Raw genomic sequence first — 16910 nt, forward strand, 5'->3', positions numbered from 1 at the left:
ATGCTTCGGCTTTTTTTATGCATCTATCCAAAACTCTGGTTTTTAGCTTATTCCAATATCTTAAAAAGGTAAATTATTATCGGGGCTTACCTATTTTAATAGTTTGTTAACAATTTTAAGGTTTGGTTTTGCTAATTTGTTAACAGAACTAATTCATCATCAATCAAAAATGAGACAATTCATCCAAAATATTGTCTTACTATTTCTATTGGTATATGCGATTTCTGTTTATGGAGGAATCCGCAATACTGGTGGTGTGATTGGTGTTAACGGTGTTACATTTAAAGATTCCATTGATTGGGCCGATTACTATTTCAACATTCATCATTTTGAAAAAGCAATTCCCATTTACACCAAAAATCTGGAGGTTGAAGATGAGGAGGAAAAAATCCATGTGCTTAAAAAGTTGGCCTTGAGCGAGGCCGCCATTGATCATCCCGAAGAATCCATTTCCCATATTTATGATTACTTTAAAATGGAATTTCAACCCACGTTTTTGTTACACGAGGGTTTTGACAACATACGGCATTCCAATGAGTTTGAAAGATTATCGGGTAAACTGCTACCCAATATCACCATTTGGTCGGTATTTTACTTTTTTGTGGCGATCATCGGCTTCTATGTCATGTTCCTATTATTGCTGAATAAAAAAATAGATAAGGAAGCCCGCACCCTCATTGCCCTTTTTGTATTTATCCATTCCCTGTTTATATTAAATATATGTGTGAACAACACCAATTACGTTTTTGAGTTTCCCCACACGTATTTAATGTCAACCTGGTCCTCCTTTTTATATGGTCCTTTGCTCTACCTGTATTTCCGAAGGGTATCGCGCTACAAAAATCTGAAAGTAAGGGACCTTTGGCATTTTATCCCCACAGTGATCCTTCTTTTTTATCTCATTCCAGAGGTCTATGCTTTCACAGGGACGGAAAAGTTAAATGCCATGTTGGATCGCCTAAAGGACGGAATAAACCCTGGCGACTCTACCAAATTAATATTGCTGGTATTATTAAAAGCCATTTCCTTGGCCGTTTATGCTTATTTTGTCCACAGAACCATACGCAAGGGTAACGAAGAACTTTCACCAAAAACCAGACTATGGCAAAAAAACATCTACGGCATTCACGTGAGCTATGTGTTTGTCTATATCATGTATGGCAGTTTCATCATTGTAGGTAAAAACAGTGGTTTTTTATTTCATGCCCCTATTGTACTAATGAGCGTGATGGTCCTTTATATTGGTTATGCGGCCAATGTACAACCGGACGTGTTCAGCGGGTTATACGCGTACACCAATAGACTGTTCCCTAAGTATGTAAAATCCGGTTTAACGGAAAGCCTATCCCAAGATTTGAAAAAATGCCTCCAAGATCTTTTTGACGATCAAAAACTATATCGAAGAAACGACCTCAACCTTGATATGGTGGCTGAAAAATTGGATACCACACGGCACAACGCTTCACAACTGATAAACGAACACTTTGAAATGAGCTTCCATGAATTTGTCAATTCTTATCGGATTAAAGAAGCAAAGGAACTCTTGGAAAAAGAATCCAAATCCAATATCATAGATATTGCTTACGAAGTGGGCTACAACAACAAGGTATCGTTTAACAAGGCTTTTAAAAAAGACACCAATCTTACCCCAAGCCAATACCTTGTAAGTGTAAAAAATAAGTAAACTCTTATCGGGAACACCGACAATCGCCCTATTTATGGGTAACTAGTAGTCATCAATCAAAACATCAATCAAATGAGAAGACTACTAAAACAATTCGTATCGAGGTACTTGGTCGAAGAGGACCCTGGTAGAGAACCGTGCCCTGTCCAGAGAAAATATGAAAAATCCGGACTTACTGAAATTCAGGCAATGGAAATCAAGGCCAACATTGAGCAAGCTTTTAAGATGGACAAAATCTACAGGAACAATACGCTGGGCTTGGATGATCTGGCAGAACACATTCAACAAAACAGGTACAAGGTTTCCCAAGTCATCAACACGTATTTTGCCAAGAATTTCTATACGTTTCTTAACGACTACCGAATTAAGGAGGCAAAATACCTTTTGGCCTCCGATCCTGGATTAAGTGTTAAGGCGATTATGTTCGAAGTAGGCTTCAACAGTAAGAACAGTTTCTATACGGCCTTCAAAAAGAATACCGGCGTTAGCCCGAATGATTTTAGAAGTTCCGCAGCATATTCCTTTGGAATGCAAATGGCTTAATCACCCAAGCTGTTCCACAAATCCAATCCAATCATCAACACCGAAAAAGGCCCCTCGCTATTGGCGAGGGGCCTTTTTGTATTTCTGCCATTCCAAGTCCAAATACCCCTTGGGTTGCCAATGTTAAAAAGAGTACTTGCCCATGGGCAGCTTGTTTTTAAAGGTTCTCCCCGTTGCAGAAGTACCAATCCTAGTACCGCAATGAGTTGATTTGTTATGCAATTGTAAAGGTAGGGCGGTGAGAGGCCTTATTTCTAAAAAACAAAATCCATTAAGTTTTGTTCACTTCTATGAAGTATTATTTGAATTAGCTATCAATTTTCCTTCCCCGCCCGCCTTTCTCAATTGCCGTAACTCATTCAATTACTAACAAAACTTATTCGTATGAAAGTTAAGAATCTTTTTGGAGCGCTTTTGGCACTTTGTCTTTCGATGGCATTTGTGCAGGCCCAAGAAAAATCGGTTTCTGGAACGGTAACCGACCAAGAAGGCGTACCATTGCCCGGTGTAAACATAATTGTGAAGGGCACAACAAACGGTACCCAATCCGATTTTGATGGCCAATACTTGATCGAGGCAAGTGTAGGCGACGTTTTGGTGTTTTCCTATTTGGGCCAAAGAACGGTGGAGCGTTCCGTTGGTGCAGAGAACACAATCAATGTCCAAATGCAGGAAGATGCCTCGCAATTGGAGGAGGTGGTCGTGACTGCTCAGGGAATCGTTCGTGAAAAGCGATCGCTGGGCTACGCCGTAACCACCGTAGAGGCCGATAAAGTGGAATCGCGGCCAGAGGCCGATATTGCCCGTGTTTTGAACGGTAAGGTCGCTGGGGTGAACATTACCAACAACAACGGTCTTTCCGGTTCCGGTACCAATATCATTATTCGTGGGTATTCATCGGCCACACAGTCCAACCAACCGTTGTTTATTGTAGATGGAATCCCATTTGATTCTGGAACCAACACCCAGACCAACTTTTTGGATGGCAACACCGAGTCCAGCCGCTTTTTGGACCTTGACCCCAACAACATTGCCAGTGTAAGTGTCTTGAAAGGTTTGAGTGCCACAGTATTGTATGGTAACCGGGGTAGAAATGGGGTAATCTTGATCACCACCAAAGGTTCTGCTTCGGGTGACACACCATCAAAAACAGAAGTCACCGTTTCCCAATCGGTATTTATTTCGAATGCTGTATTGCCTAAATACCAAGACAACTATGGTGGTGGTTTCCATCAAGGATTTGGGTATTTTTTCAGTAACTGGGGGCCACGCTTTGATCGTACGGATGATGATGGTATTGCCCAGGCCGGCCAATTTATTCGAACAGGATCTAATGGTGAGGCCATATTACAACACCCTTTCAACTTTATTGCCGATCCAACCCTTATTGCGGGCTATGAAGACCTTCTGGACGATGAATACCCATACAAGCCATACAATGGAGTTGAAGAATTTTTCAGAACGGGCTATGTGTACAATACCTCTGTGAATATTAGAGGGGGTTCCGAAAAAATAAGTTTCAATGCCAATTATGGCCGAACTGAAGATATTGGGGTAACCCCAGGAAACCGGTTGATTCGTAACAACTTTAGCCTGGGCGGCAACGCACGGTTATCAAATAAATTTACGGCTTCGGGTATCTTTAATTTTGCAAGGACCGGATACAGCTCTCCACCAAATGCCGTTAGTACCGGTAGTGGTGCGGCATTTAATGGCTCTGCTATTTTCGGTGATGTGCTGTACACGCCCCGAAGTGTAGATCTTACCAATATCCCTTTCCAAGCGGCCGATGGTCGAAGCGTATATTACCGCTCCGGGAACGATATCCAAAATCCTTATTGGACGGTAGCCAATTCCAAGACCTCGCAAGAAACCGATCGCTTTACCGGCAACATGTCCTTAAGTTATGCCATCAACGATTGGATGAACCTCACCTACCGAATGGGTCTTGACACCTATACGGAATTAAACTCCTACGGTCAGAACAAAGGCGGTGTGGATGGCCCTACTTTGGGTATTTTAAGAACAACTTCGGTCCGAAACTCCATTTGGAACCATGACTTTATCCTAAGTGCCGAAAAAGCTATCAACGAAGACTTGAAACTGAATGCAACCCTAGGAGCAAACAGTCGAAGGGACACGTATGCACAAGATGGTATAGAAAGTCAGGGGCAATTGGTCTTTGGGGTTTTGGAACACTATAATTTTACGACCCCATCATCGTCCAACTCCTTTTCTGGATCAAACCTTAACCAAAATTTCGAGGAAAATTTAGTAGGTGTATACCTGGACGCAACACTTTCCTATAAAGACATGCTTTACTTGAACGTTGTCGGCAGGAACGACTGGTCGTCCACTTTGGAGCAGGAAAACAACTCCCTGTTTTATCCAGGAGCGAGCTTGTCCTTTATTCCAACAACCGCTTTCCCATCCATTCAAGGCAATGCATTGAACTATGCCAAACTACGATTGGGTTATGGTTCATCAGCGGGATTCCCTACTCCGTTCAATACACGTGATGTATTAACACTTGGATCAAGGGCTTTCGTGGACAACAATGGAAATGTGGTTTCAGGGAACACCGTTTCCGATGCTTTGGGTAACCGAGCGCTATCTCCTGAAAAGGTACAAGAATTGGAAGTGGGTCTGGATACTAGATTGTTCAACCGTTTGAACTTTAACGTCAGTATCTTCAAAAAATCCACCAGCGATTTGATCACCAACAGAACTTTGGATAGTTCTACCGGGTTCCTTTCCACCTTTGTGAACATCGGGGAAGTGGAAACCAAAGGTATTGAGGTGGATTATGACCTCAATATCTTTAGAAAAAGTGATACCGGTTTCGGATTTAACATTGCTGGAAACTTTACCGCCAATGAAACCATCGTAACCGATTTGGCCGAGGGCACCAATAACATCTTATTGACCTTTGCCGTTGCCGGCGAAGCTGCAAACTATGCCGTGGAAGGAAGACCATTCGGGGTATTCTTAGGTTCTACCATACAAAGGGATGCCAATGGCAACAAGGTGGTCGGCAACAACGGACGCTATCAGGTAAACAATACAATCAGCGAAATTGGCGATCCCAACCCAGATTGGACCACTGCTTTGATTCCAACATTTACCTATAAAGGATTCACATTATCGGCCAACCTACAATACCGTCATGGTGGCGATGTGTACTCTGTGACTACAGCAGGTTTGATCGGCCGAGGCGTTGTGGATGCAGACGATCCTATCGACCGTGAATCCAACTATATTTTGCCAGGAGTCTTCGCCGACGGAACCCCTAATGATGTGGCCATCACATCAACAGAGTTTGGTTTCAATACGTATTTCGCCGGCGGCATCAATGAGGTAAACATCTACGACGGAACCACCATTAGGTTGCAAGAAGCTTCATTGGGGTATTCCGTACCCAAAAAGATGTTGGACAAAACCCCATTTGGAAGCCTTTCATTGACTTTGTCAGGTTCCAACCTATGGTACAAGGCAGTGAACTTTCCAGATGATATCCGGTACGACACCAACTCATCCAGTACAGGTGTAGGCAATGGTCAGGGAATCGATTTCTTCACTGGACCATCCACAAGAAGATACGGTCTTACCGTGAAGGCAACATTTTAATAGCAGCTAACAAGATTTAAAATAAATATCATGAAAAAAATAGCAAAGATAACTTGTCTCACCTTCGCTGCGATAGCCGCTTTATTGGGCTGTGAGACCACTACCTTGGATGTGGTGGAAAGTCCGAATGCGCTGAATCCATCGCAAGCGAGTGTGGATTTCTTTTTGAACCAGATTCAATTGATGACCGCCCAGATCCATTCCGGTGAAGAAGGGCGTGCCGAAAATGGATTGAGCCAGTTTGGTATGGAACCTGTTCGTATGCAGCACGGGTTTGGCCCCACGTATCGGGAAAGTTACGATCCCAGCGATTTTGACCGTGTTTGGGATAACGTTTATGCGCGGGCATTGATCGACATTCGAACCATGAATCCCTTGGCCGAGGAAGCTGGGCAATACACCCATATAGCCATCGGTCAAATTTTGGAAGCCTATATTATGATGGCCATGGTCGACTTTTTTGGGGATGTGCCCTATTCTGAAGCTGCCAAAGGCGGTGAGGGCATTTTGAATCCATCATTGGATTCCGGCGCCTCCATTTATGCCGCTGCCGATCAGTTGCTGGTGGATGCCATAGCCAATCTTAACAAGGATGAAACTGTACTACCATTAAACGACCTTTTTTATGGAGGTGATGAAAGCCAATGGATCAAAGTGGCGAATACCATGCGCCTCAAATTATATCTGCAGACCAGGATTGCCAATGCAGACGGGTTTGGAGCTTCTGTTTCCACTGCACGCATCAACGAGCTGATCAGTGGCAACCAATTGATCCTCGATCCTGAAGATGATTTCTTTTTCCAATGGGGCACCAACAATGCATCACCGGATAGCAGACATCCCTATTTCGATGCCAACTATGATGGTGCTGGCCCAAGTTCAGATTTTTATACCTGTAACTATTACATGAACCTTATGGCCAATCAATACAATGAGCCAGACCCCAGAATACGTTATTATTTCTACAGGCAACAAGAGGATTTTTCCGGTGCCGATGTGGTTACAAAGGAATGTGTTACCGAAGTGGCATTACCCTCTTGGTGGGATCCCAGTGAGCCTTATTGTTTGGTTCCGGCCATCAATGGCTTAAGTGGATATTGGGGCAGAAACCACTTGGATGATGATGGAATTCCACCAGATGATGCTTTCAGGACCTTGCACGGCACCTATCCTGTAGGCGGTCCGTTTGATGACAATTCGTTCCGAAATGTATCAGGATCAGGAGCAGTAAATGAAGGACTTGTTGGAGCAGGTATTTCTCCCATTCTCATGTCTTCCTATACCTATTTCATGTTGGCTGAGGCATCTTTGACCTTGAATACAACCGGAAGTGCCCGCAACTATTTGGAAACAGGTATCCGACAATCCATCAATACCGTGGTAAACTTTGGAGCTTCGTTGGCCGACGGGTCAGGATTTGTGCCAACATCCACCGCCATTGAAAACCATATTGCCGAAATCCTCACCAATTTTGATGCAGGTAGCGATACGGACAAGATGAGGATTATTGCCGAGCAATATTTCATAGCGCTTTGGTGCAATGGTATAGAAGCCTATAACACCTACAGAAGGACCGGACAACCGGATAATCTGACCCCTGCGTTTACCATCTCGGATCCCGGCACCTTTTTACGATCCATGTGGTATCCGCAAACCGCGGCCGACAGCAACACCAACATCACACAAAAAAGTGCTCCGGACACGCCCGTTTTTTGGGATACCAATCCTAAAGGATTTGTAGACTGATTCAATCTAAAAAATGATACAAATGAAAAATACATTCAACTATATTTTAGGTCTTCTGGTGGTTGCCGTTGCAACAGTAGCCTGCGAGGACAAGGACAAGAACCCACTTAACGTTTTTGATCTGGAAAATTCCAAAGCCCCTTACGTTCGTATTTTGGTCGATGAGACTATTGTGGCCAAGGGAGATTTGGGCACGGCAACTTTTACGGCCACGGTAGATGACCCAAGTGACAATGTCGCTTCGTGGGAGCTTAGCGTGAGTATCGAATCAGGTGGGGTTGCCACGGATACGGTTGCCTTGGCAACGGTAAACAGTTTCCCAAGTGATATATCCATTCCGTATACTGATATCGCCAGTGCTTTGGGCATTACCGTAGATGACATTTCGGGAGGAGACTTTATTCGGTTCCTAGGTAAATCAACAGGAACCGATGGAACCGTTACCACATTTGAAAACTATAGTGCAACCGTAACCGGTCAGCCAGAGCAGCTACAAGCTTTCAATTTTATTGTTTTGGTGAAATGTTCGGCCATCTCGGATGCCACCATTGCCGGAACTTGGATCATTGACATGCAAGATCTGTATGGAGATGGTTGGGATGGCGCATTCGTCACCTTCGAGATCGATGGAGTTGCCACAAACTACACCTTTACTGCGGGCGATGCGGCAACGTTCAATGTGGATGTACCAGCAGGCACAAGCAGTTTGGTGATTTCCTATACCAGTGGAGCGTTCGAGGAGGAACACGTATACACTATTCAAACACCGGATGGTGATGTTCGTGGACCTTTTGGACCCAACCCTTCTCCTTGTATTAACTAACTCCAACATGCTGTTTTTAACAAAGCCCGGTTATAAAATCGGGCTTTTTTTGTAAAAAAAAGTACTACTCGATAAGGACAAGTCCTTTTGGATAAGGGTTATCCCTTTTTGCTGTCCAACCCCCTAATTTTATTCAGAGTACGGAGTAATCTTCAAAACAGCCCTGGCAAGAATAACTTTAAAACGTATTTATTTCATTTTTGAGTGTATTTGAATTAGTCACCATTACCTTCAGGGCTGTTTTTTTCTTTCACCATCACAATCCAACACATAATTCAGAAAATTTCATTGCATTTTTATCTTCCGAATACTTGTACCTTTGACACTCTTAAAACCAAGGCTACAACTACTCCAAATTGGAAAACAACACCAACCCGACCAATAAGAAAGCATTGTTGTCCCTTGCCATCGGCGGATTCGGCATTGGATTAACCGAATTTGTAATCATGGGCATACTGCCCAACATTGCGGATTCCATGCAGATTTCCATCAGCAAAGCGGGGCATTTTATCGCCATCTATGCTTTGGGTGTGGTAATCGGAGGACCGTTTATGGCCCGACTTACCAATAATCTTTCTCCCAAGAAAACATTGCTGTTCTTGATGGTTTGGTTCACGGTCTTCAATACCCTTTCCTCCTTTTCAGGGAATTACTGGACCATGATGCTCTTTCGATTTTTATCAGGTATGCCACATGGTGCCTTTTTTGGCATTGGCGCAGTGGTTTCGGGCTATTTGACCCGTCCTGAAAAAGCCGCACAGGCCATGGCCATCATGTTTTCCGGCCTAACGGTAGCCAATATAATCGGTGTACCTCTGGGCACGTATATTGGACAGGAATGGCACTGGAGCTTTTCATTTTTGCTGGTGGGCCTCGCCGGATTGGCCACTTTGACCAGCCTCTATTTTTGGATGCCCAAACAAGAACTGGAAGATCAATCCATAGCAAGCAGTGGAAGTGCCAATCAGGGATTGAAAAACAAGACTCTTTGGGCGTTAATTGCATTGACTACCATTGGCAGTGGCGGTTTTTTTGCCTGGTACAGTTATATCGCGCCATTGGTTACCGATATTGCTGAGTTGCCTGATTCTTATGTGGGTTACATTATGATTGTGGCCGGGGTGGGCATGTTTGTGGGAAATTTTTTGGGCGCTCGTATGATCGAACTTTTCAGCCCTGTAAAATCGGTGGTCGTAAGTATGTGCTGTATGGCCATTACTTTATTGACCAACTCGTTTTTGGCCAGTAACAGCATCGCCATTTTCATCCTAAGTTTTATAGTGGGCATTATTACATTTTCGGTGACCGCCCCTATTCAAACGGCCATTATAAAAGCGGCCAAGGGAGCCGAGAAACTGGGCTCCTCCATGAATCAAAGCGCCTTTAACATGGGCAACGCATCAGGCGCTTACTTTGGTGGGCTTCCCATGGTTTTCGGCCTACAGGTAACATACTCGAGTGTAGTTGGTGCCATTTTGGCCAGTATTGGTGCATGTATTGGCATCTATATTCTATTTGTTCAAAAAAAGAAAGCCCGCTACTAACCTTACTTTTGTTAACACCATTGGTTTTGTATGCTACTGCCACGCAAAGAATCCGTATATTCAACAGCAAACCATTTATTCTACAAATTGAGATCCTACTTTACCCTTCTCATTTTTATTTGTCTTGAATTTTGCGTTCAACCTTCTTGGGGACAAACATCCGAAGAGTTATATCCTTCTGATTCCTTATTCCATCATTTGGTGTTTTTTGATGAATTTGATAACGAGGGACATCCCGATCCAAACAAGTGGCACCATCAAATCCTGCCACCCAAAGATGGGAGTTGGTTCAATGATGAGCTGCAACATTATACCGATCGATTGATCAACTCCGGTGTAACCAATGGAAAATTGACAATTCGTGCCTTAAAGGAAGATTACGAGGTTGAAGGTTCAAAAAAGTCATACACCTCCGCTCGATTGAATGCCAAATTTGCTTTCACCTACGGAAAAGTTGAAGTAAGGGCCAAATTGCCCAAAGATGCAGGAACATGGCCCGCCATTTGGACCTTGGGTGCCAACGTGAATGAAAGAGGCAATTATTTTGGTAATCGATTTGGTAGTGTTGGCTGGGCCAAATGTGGGGAAATCGATATTCTGGAACAGACCGGTTGGGACAAGGAGCATACCATATCCCATTTTCACTGGGATGATTTGATCACCAAAGTGTATCATGAGGAAGGTTCCACTCATACGCTTTCCACAAGTGATGATGGGTTCCATGTTTTCTCCATGGAATGGACACAAGATCGTATCCGTACGTTTGTGGACGGAAATTTGGTTTATGAGCTTGAAAATTCAGATAACAAACCCTTCAACCATCATCATTACCTCTTCCTAAATCTCGCCATGGGTGGAAATTTGGGCGGGAAAGTTCCCAGTTCCCTTTCCCAAGCCGATTTTGTGATCGATTACGTCCGAATTTATCAATAGTGATTATTGCCCCAGTTCCCTGGCTTCAAATTCGACCAATTTGTTGTTTTCGAAACCGGCAGTAACCTCAATGGGATTACAACACACTTCACAGTCCTCAACATAAGTCTGTCGGGAAACGGATGCATCCAATAGAAAGGATATTTCTTCCCAGCAATATGGACATTGGAAGAAATGCTCGTACATTCTCTTAGAAATCCACGTTGAGCAATTGGCCGCTGACCTGTAACATTTGTAACTCGGCCAACTTGGCATTGTACTTTGCTTGACTCTTGGCCAGTTCGGCATTCAGCAGGTTCAATTGGGCCTGCCTGAACTCAATCGAGGTTACCCTACCCAGTTTGTAGCGCTCATCGGTCCGATTGAAGTTATCCTGGTTGGTCTGCAGGTTTTTCTCCTGTACTTCCAACACATACAAAGCATTTTTGTAACTGTCCCAAGCATTACGGATGTCCCTTTCCACTTCCTGCTCAATCTGTTTCTTGAGCAATTCTTGGTTTTCGTAATTGATCTTGGCATTCTTGGCACTGGTAATGGTCCTGCCACCATCAAACAAATTCCAACTTAGGTTCACGGAACCCGTTAGTCCGGTGGATGTATTTTGCAAAAGAAACGCAAGTGGACTGTTGTTGTTGGATTCGTTCCAACCATATGTTCCCGTTAACCCGATTGTGGGCAAGAAGCCACTTTTTGCAATTTTGATATTGTAATTGCTGATATTGATGTCCTTTTCCACGATCTGCATGCGCACGTTGTTCATTTTTGCCTCGTTGAACATGCTCTCCATTTGAAGTCCGGGCACAAAGTTCACCGTGGTATCGGCCTCAAATTTGGCAGTAAGATCACGGTTCAATATCAGGTTCAAATCGCGCATGGTATTGCGCAACAATTGCCTTGAGTTCAATAAATTGATACTGTCAGTATTGATATCGACCTCGGCATTCAACACATCCAAACCGGTATTCTGGCCAAACTCGAACTGGTATTTTGCCCGCTTCAAGCGATCTTTGGAAATGGCCATGGCCTGTTCCAAATTATGGGTATTTTCGGTTAACCGGGCCACTTCATAATACACCGAAAACAATTGCAGTATGGTATTTTCTATGGTCTGACGAACTTGTAGTTCGGACTGTTGGGAACGCTCCTTAAAGGTTTTGTAATTGTAGTAACGTCCAAGTCCGTCGAACAACGTATAATTGACATTGACAGCGGCATTGTACCTTCGGGTCTCTACCCCATCTGCTGTACGGGTATCGCCATTGGCCAATTTACCTTCCGTATTTTGTTTATCGATGGAACCTCCTCCATTGGCCGTTACCGTAGGCAAGTATCCAGAATTCAAAATACTGGCGTTGTTGGAACCCACCATTCGGTTGTTTCGGGCCACCTTGATGCTCAGGTTATTTTCCAATACCAAATCAATGGCAGCTTCCTTGGTTAAAAGAGAATCTTGTGCTTTGGCCGTTAGCCCAACTATGAAGAACAGCGTTAGCGCATACAAACTTTTCATCATCTGGTTTCTTCTACAGCTTTAGAGGTTTCTTCTTCATTATAGGTTCCATTGTTACCAGTACCGTTCTGATGATACAAGCTATCATCTATCATATCGATTTCTTCCTGTTGTTCCCTTATGGCGCGTTCCACTTCTTCCGGGGTTACTTTTTCTCCTGTCCACAACTTCTTGGCAAAAACTTTCACCGAATTGCCGAAGGCAAGGAACAAGGGCAGCATCAACAAGGTGAGAATGGTGGCAAAACCGATTCCGTACGCAATGGAAATGGCCATTGGCTTTAAGAACTGTGCTTGCCTGCTTCGCTCCAACAACAAAGGTGCTAGCCCCGCGATGGTGGTGATTGAAGTCAAAAATATTGCCCTAAAACGGGAACGTCCTGCCTCATATAGGGCTTCTTCAAACTTCATCCCGTTGCGCAAATTGATGTTGTATTTTCCAATCAACACCAAACCATCGTTCACCATAATACCGATCAAAGCTATGATACCCAACATGGATAGCACATTGATTGGAAAACCATGAATAAAATGGCCCCAAGCAACGGCCGTTAAACTAAAGGGTACCAGTAATATCAAAAGCAACGGTTGACTAATGCTTCTAAAGGTAAAGGCGATGGTAATAAAAATCAGGAACAATACCACTGGTCCCACAAATCCCAAAGAACCAAACAGTTTGTTGGCCTCCCGGTTCTGACCCTCGTACGATGGGGATATGGACGGGTATTTGGATACAATATCGGGCATCACCTCAGTACGGATCCACGCCATGGCATCGGTTCCACTAGTAGTCTCGGGATCGGTAAGATCCGATGATACTTGGATTTCCCTTCGACCATCCAAGTGATTTATAGCAACATCTCCCCGTTCAATGGAATAGGACGCAATTTCTTTTAATGGAATACGATCGCCATTGGGTGCCATGATCCGCATTTCATCCAAATCGGAAATGGAGGATCGGTTTTCACGGTCGTACCTTACCCAAACCCTGATTTCATCCTGTCCACGCTGGAACCGTTGTGCCTGTGCACCAAAAAATCCAGCTCTCACCTGGTTCATTACCGTGCGAAGGTCAAGCCCGAGCAAATAAGCATTTTCTTTCAGCTGCAATCGTATCTCCTTGATACCTGCCGGATCGTTATCCGTAACATCCTTTAAGTTGGCATTGTTGAGCATGGCCGCCTTCAATTCTTCTTTGGCCGCCTTAAGTTCCGTAATATTGTTGCCCAAAAGAGAAACGGAAACGGGACTTCCTCCAAAGTTACCTCCTGAGCCGTAGATCAAACTTTCCACGCCAATAACGGGACCCACCAATTCTCGAAGCCTTCCGGTTACCATATCGGACCGTATTCCATCAGGGCGTTCTTCGCCGGGTAACAGGTTAATCTGCAATCTTGCCGTGGATGATCCAGGACCCAAGGTTTTGATCATGTTTTCAAAAAGTACTTTTCCGGTGCCTTTCAAAAACTGATCGGTAAGTTCTTCATTAACGATATGGGCCTTTTCCTCAATCATACTGATGATGGAATCGGTCACTTTTTCGTTGGTACCATTGGGCATCCGAAGCTGTATGGAAACTTGATCACTTGCCACCTGCGGGAAGAACGCTGTTCTCACAATTCCACCGCCGATAGAGCCAAACGTAAGTACCAAGGCCATAAAGAAAATGGCAAAGGTCAGGAACTTATAGTTCAAGGTAAACTTCAAGGCCGGGCTGTACCATTTATCCCTCATGTAGGTCATGATACGATCACCCATTTTATTGATGACCCTGAGCTTTGCAAAAACTTGCGCAATACCTGTTTTAGGTTTATTGTCCTGTGGATGCAAGGCTTTGGAATGCGCCAAGTGGGCAGGCAGAATGATCAAGGCTTCGACCAAGGAAACCACCAAAGTCAAAATAACAATGACCGATACTTCCCCAAAGAATTCCCCAATCCGACTATCCAGAAACAGGAATATGGAAAATGCCAATATCGTGGTGATGATTGCGGATAAGATGGGAGGAATCACTTCCATGGTTCCATCGATGGCCGCCTTTACCGGTGGTTTTCCATCTTCATAATGTTGGTAAATGTTCTCAGCGATCACAATACCATCATCCACCAAAATACCGATCACGATGATCATCCCGAACAAGGACAACACATTGATGGTCACATTGAACATGGGTGCAAACACAAACATTCCCAAAAATGCAATGGGCAGTCCAAAGGCCACCCAAAATGCCAAACGGGTATTCAGGAACAACGACAAAAAGACCAAAACCAAAATCATACCCACTATTGCGTTCTCTGTCAACAGTTCGGTACGCTGTGTAAGTGTAATAGATCTATCGTCCACCACTTGCAACTGGACATTGGTGTATTTTTGATTGAATTCCTCAATGTATTTTTTCACATTTTCGGATGAGCCGATCAAATCTTCCGTGTTGGTACTGGTAATAGTGATGTTTACCGAAAGCTGACCATCAAAATAGGTGGCATTCGGCGTTTCTGAAAAACGATCACGAATGATGGCCACATCTTTCAAACGTACCGTTCTACCTGTGGCATCGCCACGGACGACTATATTGGAAAGTTCATCCCCAAAATAGGAACGGTTGTTGGCACGTATCAGGTACTCCTCGGTATCGGTCTTGATGTTACCCCCCGTAACCAAAATGTTATGGTTGGCCACAGCTTGCGATACATCATTGAACGAAAGATCGTAAGCCAGGAGGCTGTTTTCATTGACGGCAATTTCGATTTCCTCGTCTGGATAGCCATCAATCTGAATCTGGGAAATTCCATCTATGGCCCGAAGATCGTTCTCAATCTGTCGACCGATCTGTTTTAGGGTAACCAAGGGGATATCCTTTCCGCTTATGGCAAAGCTTATTGTTGGCCTCACGGCTTCCAATTTGGCCACGATCAACGGCTCCATGCCGGTGGGAAAGGTAGGTACCCTGTCCACCGCGTTCTTCACTTCCAACAGCATGAAGTCCACATCCCTGCCCTTTTCAATTTCCACATTGATGGAACCACTGTTCTCCCTGGAAGTGGAGGTAACCCTTTCCACGCCTTCCAAACCTTTCAGGTTGTCCTCGATCTTAAGTACGATACCTTCCTCGATTTCCTGTGGGGAAGCGCCTGGGTAGGTAATGGTTATTTGGATGTTCTTGGATTCGGTAAGTGGAAAAAAGGAGGATTTAAGGGAAAGCATGCCTACAACACCAAATACGAGAAATGCCAGAATAAAGACATTCACCGCCATATGGTATTTTATAAAATACGAGATAACTTTTCTCACGGCAGCTTAGTTTTGGGTAGGTCCTTCGTTAAATATCTTCACCAACATTCCAGCATAGGCACCGGTCAAAGGTTTGGAAACAATAACCTCGCCATCGGGAACATTTTTAAGTACCACGGTCTTATCCGTAAAATAAACAGGATCCACATACATTAAATCCAAAATGGAGTCCTTCACCACAAAAATTTGGTCGTTGTCGAGCAGCAAGGCTCTATTGATCTCTATGGCATCGGTTTCTTCCCTAGCCTCTAGGGTCGCTTCGAGGTACTGGCCTTCTTTCAGGTCTTCGCCTCTTACTTCTATAAATACCGTAATGGTCTGTGAACCTTGGTCCACCCTACCGTTCACACGGGTGACTTCACCAACATATGTTGCGGTTTTTTCCAAATTGGACAGTTCAACCTTATTGCCCAATTTTAAGTAGTCGCCATAGGTTTTACTTACCGATACTTCCAATTCATATAGTCCCGTATTGATGAACTCCCCTAACTTTTGGCCGGGGCGCACCAAGGAACCCTCGGTTACCAAAGCCTCGGTGAGTATACCACTGAAAGGCGCCGTCATGGTGTATTTGGACAAACGTTGCTCCAAATTTTTCACATTATAATAATTGGAAACGATCTGTCTGCCAGTTATAAAGAATTTCTCTTGCTCCGTCTCCATTTCCGGCAGCGGCGGGGTTGTTTTATCCAGATCAAAGCTGTTCAGGTAGTTTTGCCACTTGGGATAGATTTCGGGGTAATCCAAGCGTAGATCCGGCATAATAGAAGTGAGCAGGTTGTAGAGCACACTTTTGGCCGATTGTACCGAGGCAAAATATTCGCTGGCATCGATTCGGATCAGGGTTTGTCCGTCGCTATATTCCTGCCCTGTTCTGAACAGTTTGCTACCGGGCCTAAAAACGCCTTGCACCTCGGAATACAGTTCCACTCGTTTTTTGGCCTTCAAATTTCCATTGGCAGGCACCACTAGCGGTACAGTACCATTTTGGACCGTATCCACAAAAACGGTTTTGATCACTTTGGGAGCAGTAGGTCTCCTGTTGTCCTTACTTCCGGCAATTACTCCGGCAAAATACAAGGATGCCACAATTAAGATTCCACCCAAAACAGCAGAAATAATCAGCTTTCGCATGCGCAAGTCGAATTAGTTGGTGCAAAACTATTCCCTACTTTTTTTACAATGGTTAAATATTTCATAAAATGCATTT

Annotated in this window: 11 protein-coding genes; 7 read left to right on the top strand and 4 right to left on the bottom strand. The window is 44.1% G+C overall.

Annotated features, from left to right (window positions below; genetic code table 11):
• Nucleotides 1–169 precede the first annotated feature (169 nt).
• The 7 genes from EO131_RS01335 to EO131_RS01365 all read left to right on the top strand — a co-directional run bounded on the left by EO131_RS01335 (nt 170) and on the right by EO131_RS01365 (nt 10900).
• Entirely contained in the window at nt 170–1684 is a 1515-nt protein-coding gene (locus EO131_RS01335; protein ID WP_127018549.1) for a helix-turn-helix domain-containing protein, read from the top strand.
• 72 nt (nt 1685–1756) lie between these two features.
• Nucleotides 1757–2227, top strand: a complete 471-nt coding sequence (locus tag EO131_RS01340) for a helix-turn-helix domain-containing protein (protein ID WP_127018550.1) — start codon at nt 1757–1759, stop codon at nt 2225–2227.
• Nucleotides 2228–2611: 384 nt separating this feature from the next.
• Entirely contained in the window at nt 2612–5854 is a 3243-nt protein-coding gene (locus EO131_RS01345) for a SusC/RagA family TonB-linked outer membrane protein (protein ID WP_127018551.1), read from the top strand.
• A gap of 30 nt (nt 5855–5884) precedes the next feature.
• Nucleotides 5885–7600 (top strand): SusD/RagB family nutrient-binding outer membrane lipoprotein, encoded by a 1716-nt coding sequence (locus EO131_RS01350; RefSeq protein WP_127018552.1) that lies wholly within the window; start codon nt 5885–5887, stop codon nt 7598–7600.
• Nucleotides 7601–7622: 22 nt separating this feature from the next.
• A complete protein-coding gene (locus EO131_RS01355; RefSeq protein ID WP_127018553.1) occupies nt 7623–8423 on the top strand; it encodes a hypothetical protein in 801 nt (266 codons plus the stop codon).
• A 356-nt stretch (nt 8424–8779) separates the two neighbouring features.
• Nucleotides 8780–9967, top strand: a complete 1188-nt coding sequence (locus EO131_RS01360) for an MFS transporter (RefSeq protein ID WP_127018554.1) — start codon at nt 8780–8782, stop codon at nt 9965–9967.
• Between the two features lie 87 nt (nt 9968–10054).
• Nucleotides 10055–10900, top strand: a complete 846-nt coding sequence (locus EO131_RS01365) for a glycoside hydrolase family 16 protein (RefSeq protein ID WP_241243765.1) — start codon at nt 10055–10057, stop codon at nt 10898–10900.
• 3 nt (nt 10901–10903) lie between these two features.
• Here EO131_RS01365 and EO131_RS01370 read toward each other — a convergent pair whose 3' ends face one another.
• From EO131_RS01370 to EO131_RS01385, 4 genes are read right to left on the bottom strand one after another with little or no spacing between them, the layout of a single operon-like run.
• A complete protein-coding gene (locus EO131_RS01370) occupies nt 10904–11086 on the bottom strand; it encodes a CPXCG motif-containing cysteine-rich protein (protein ID WP_127018556.1) in 183 nt (60 codons plus the stop codon).
• 4 nt (nt 11087–11090) lie between these two features.
• Entirely contained in the window at nt 11091–12413 is a 1323-nt protein-coding gene (locus tag EO131_RS01375) for a TolC family protein (RefSeq protein ID WP_313790019.1), read from the bottom strand.
• A complete protein-coding gene (locus tag EO131_RS01380; RefSeq protein ID WP_127018557.1) occupies nt 12410–15700 on the bottom strand; it encodes an efflux RND transporter permease subunit in 3291 nt (1096 codons plus the stop codon). Before EO131_RS01380 ends, EO131_RS01375 begins: the two co-directional genes overlap by 4 nt.
• Nucleotides 15701–15706: 6 nt before the next feature.
• Nucleotides 15707–16834 carry an efflux RND transporter periplasmic adaptor subunit gene (locus EO131_RS01385; RefSeq protein ID WP_127018558.1) on the bottom strand — a complete coding sequence of 376 codons (1128 nt, stop codon included), beginning with the start codon at nt 16832–16834 and terminating at the stop codon, nt 15707–15709.
• Nucleotides 16835–16910: the final 76 nt, after the last annotated feature.

Source organism: Flagellimonas beolgyonensis, from assembly GCF_003992615.1.
GTDB lineage: Bacteria > Bacteroidota > Bacteroidia > Flavobacteriales > Flavobacteriaceae > Flagellimonas > Flagellimonas beolgyonensis.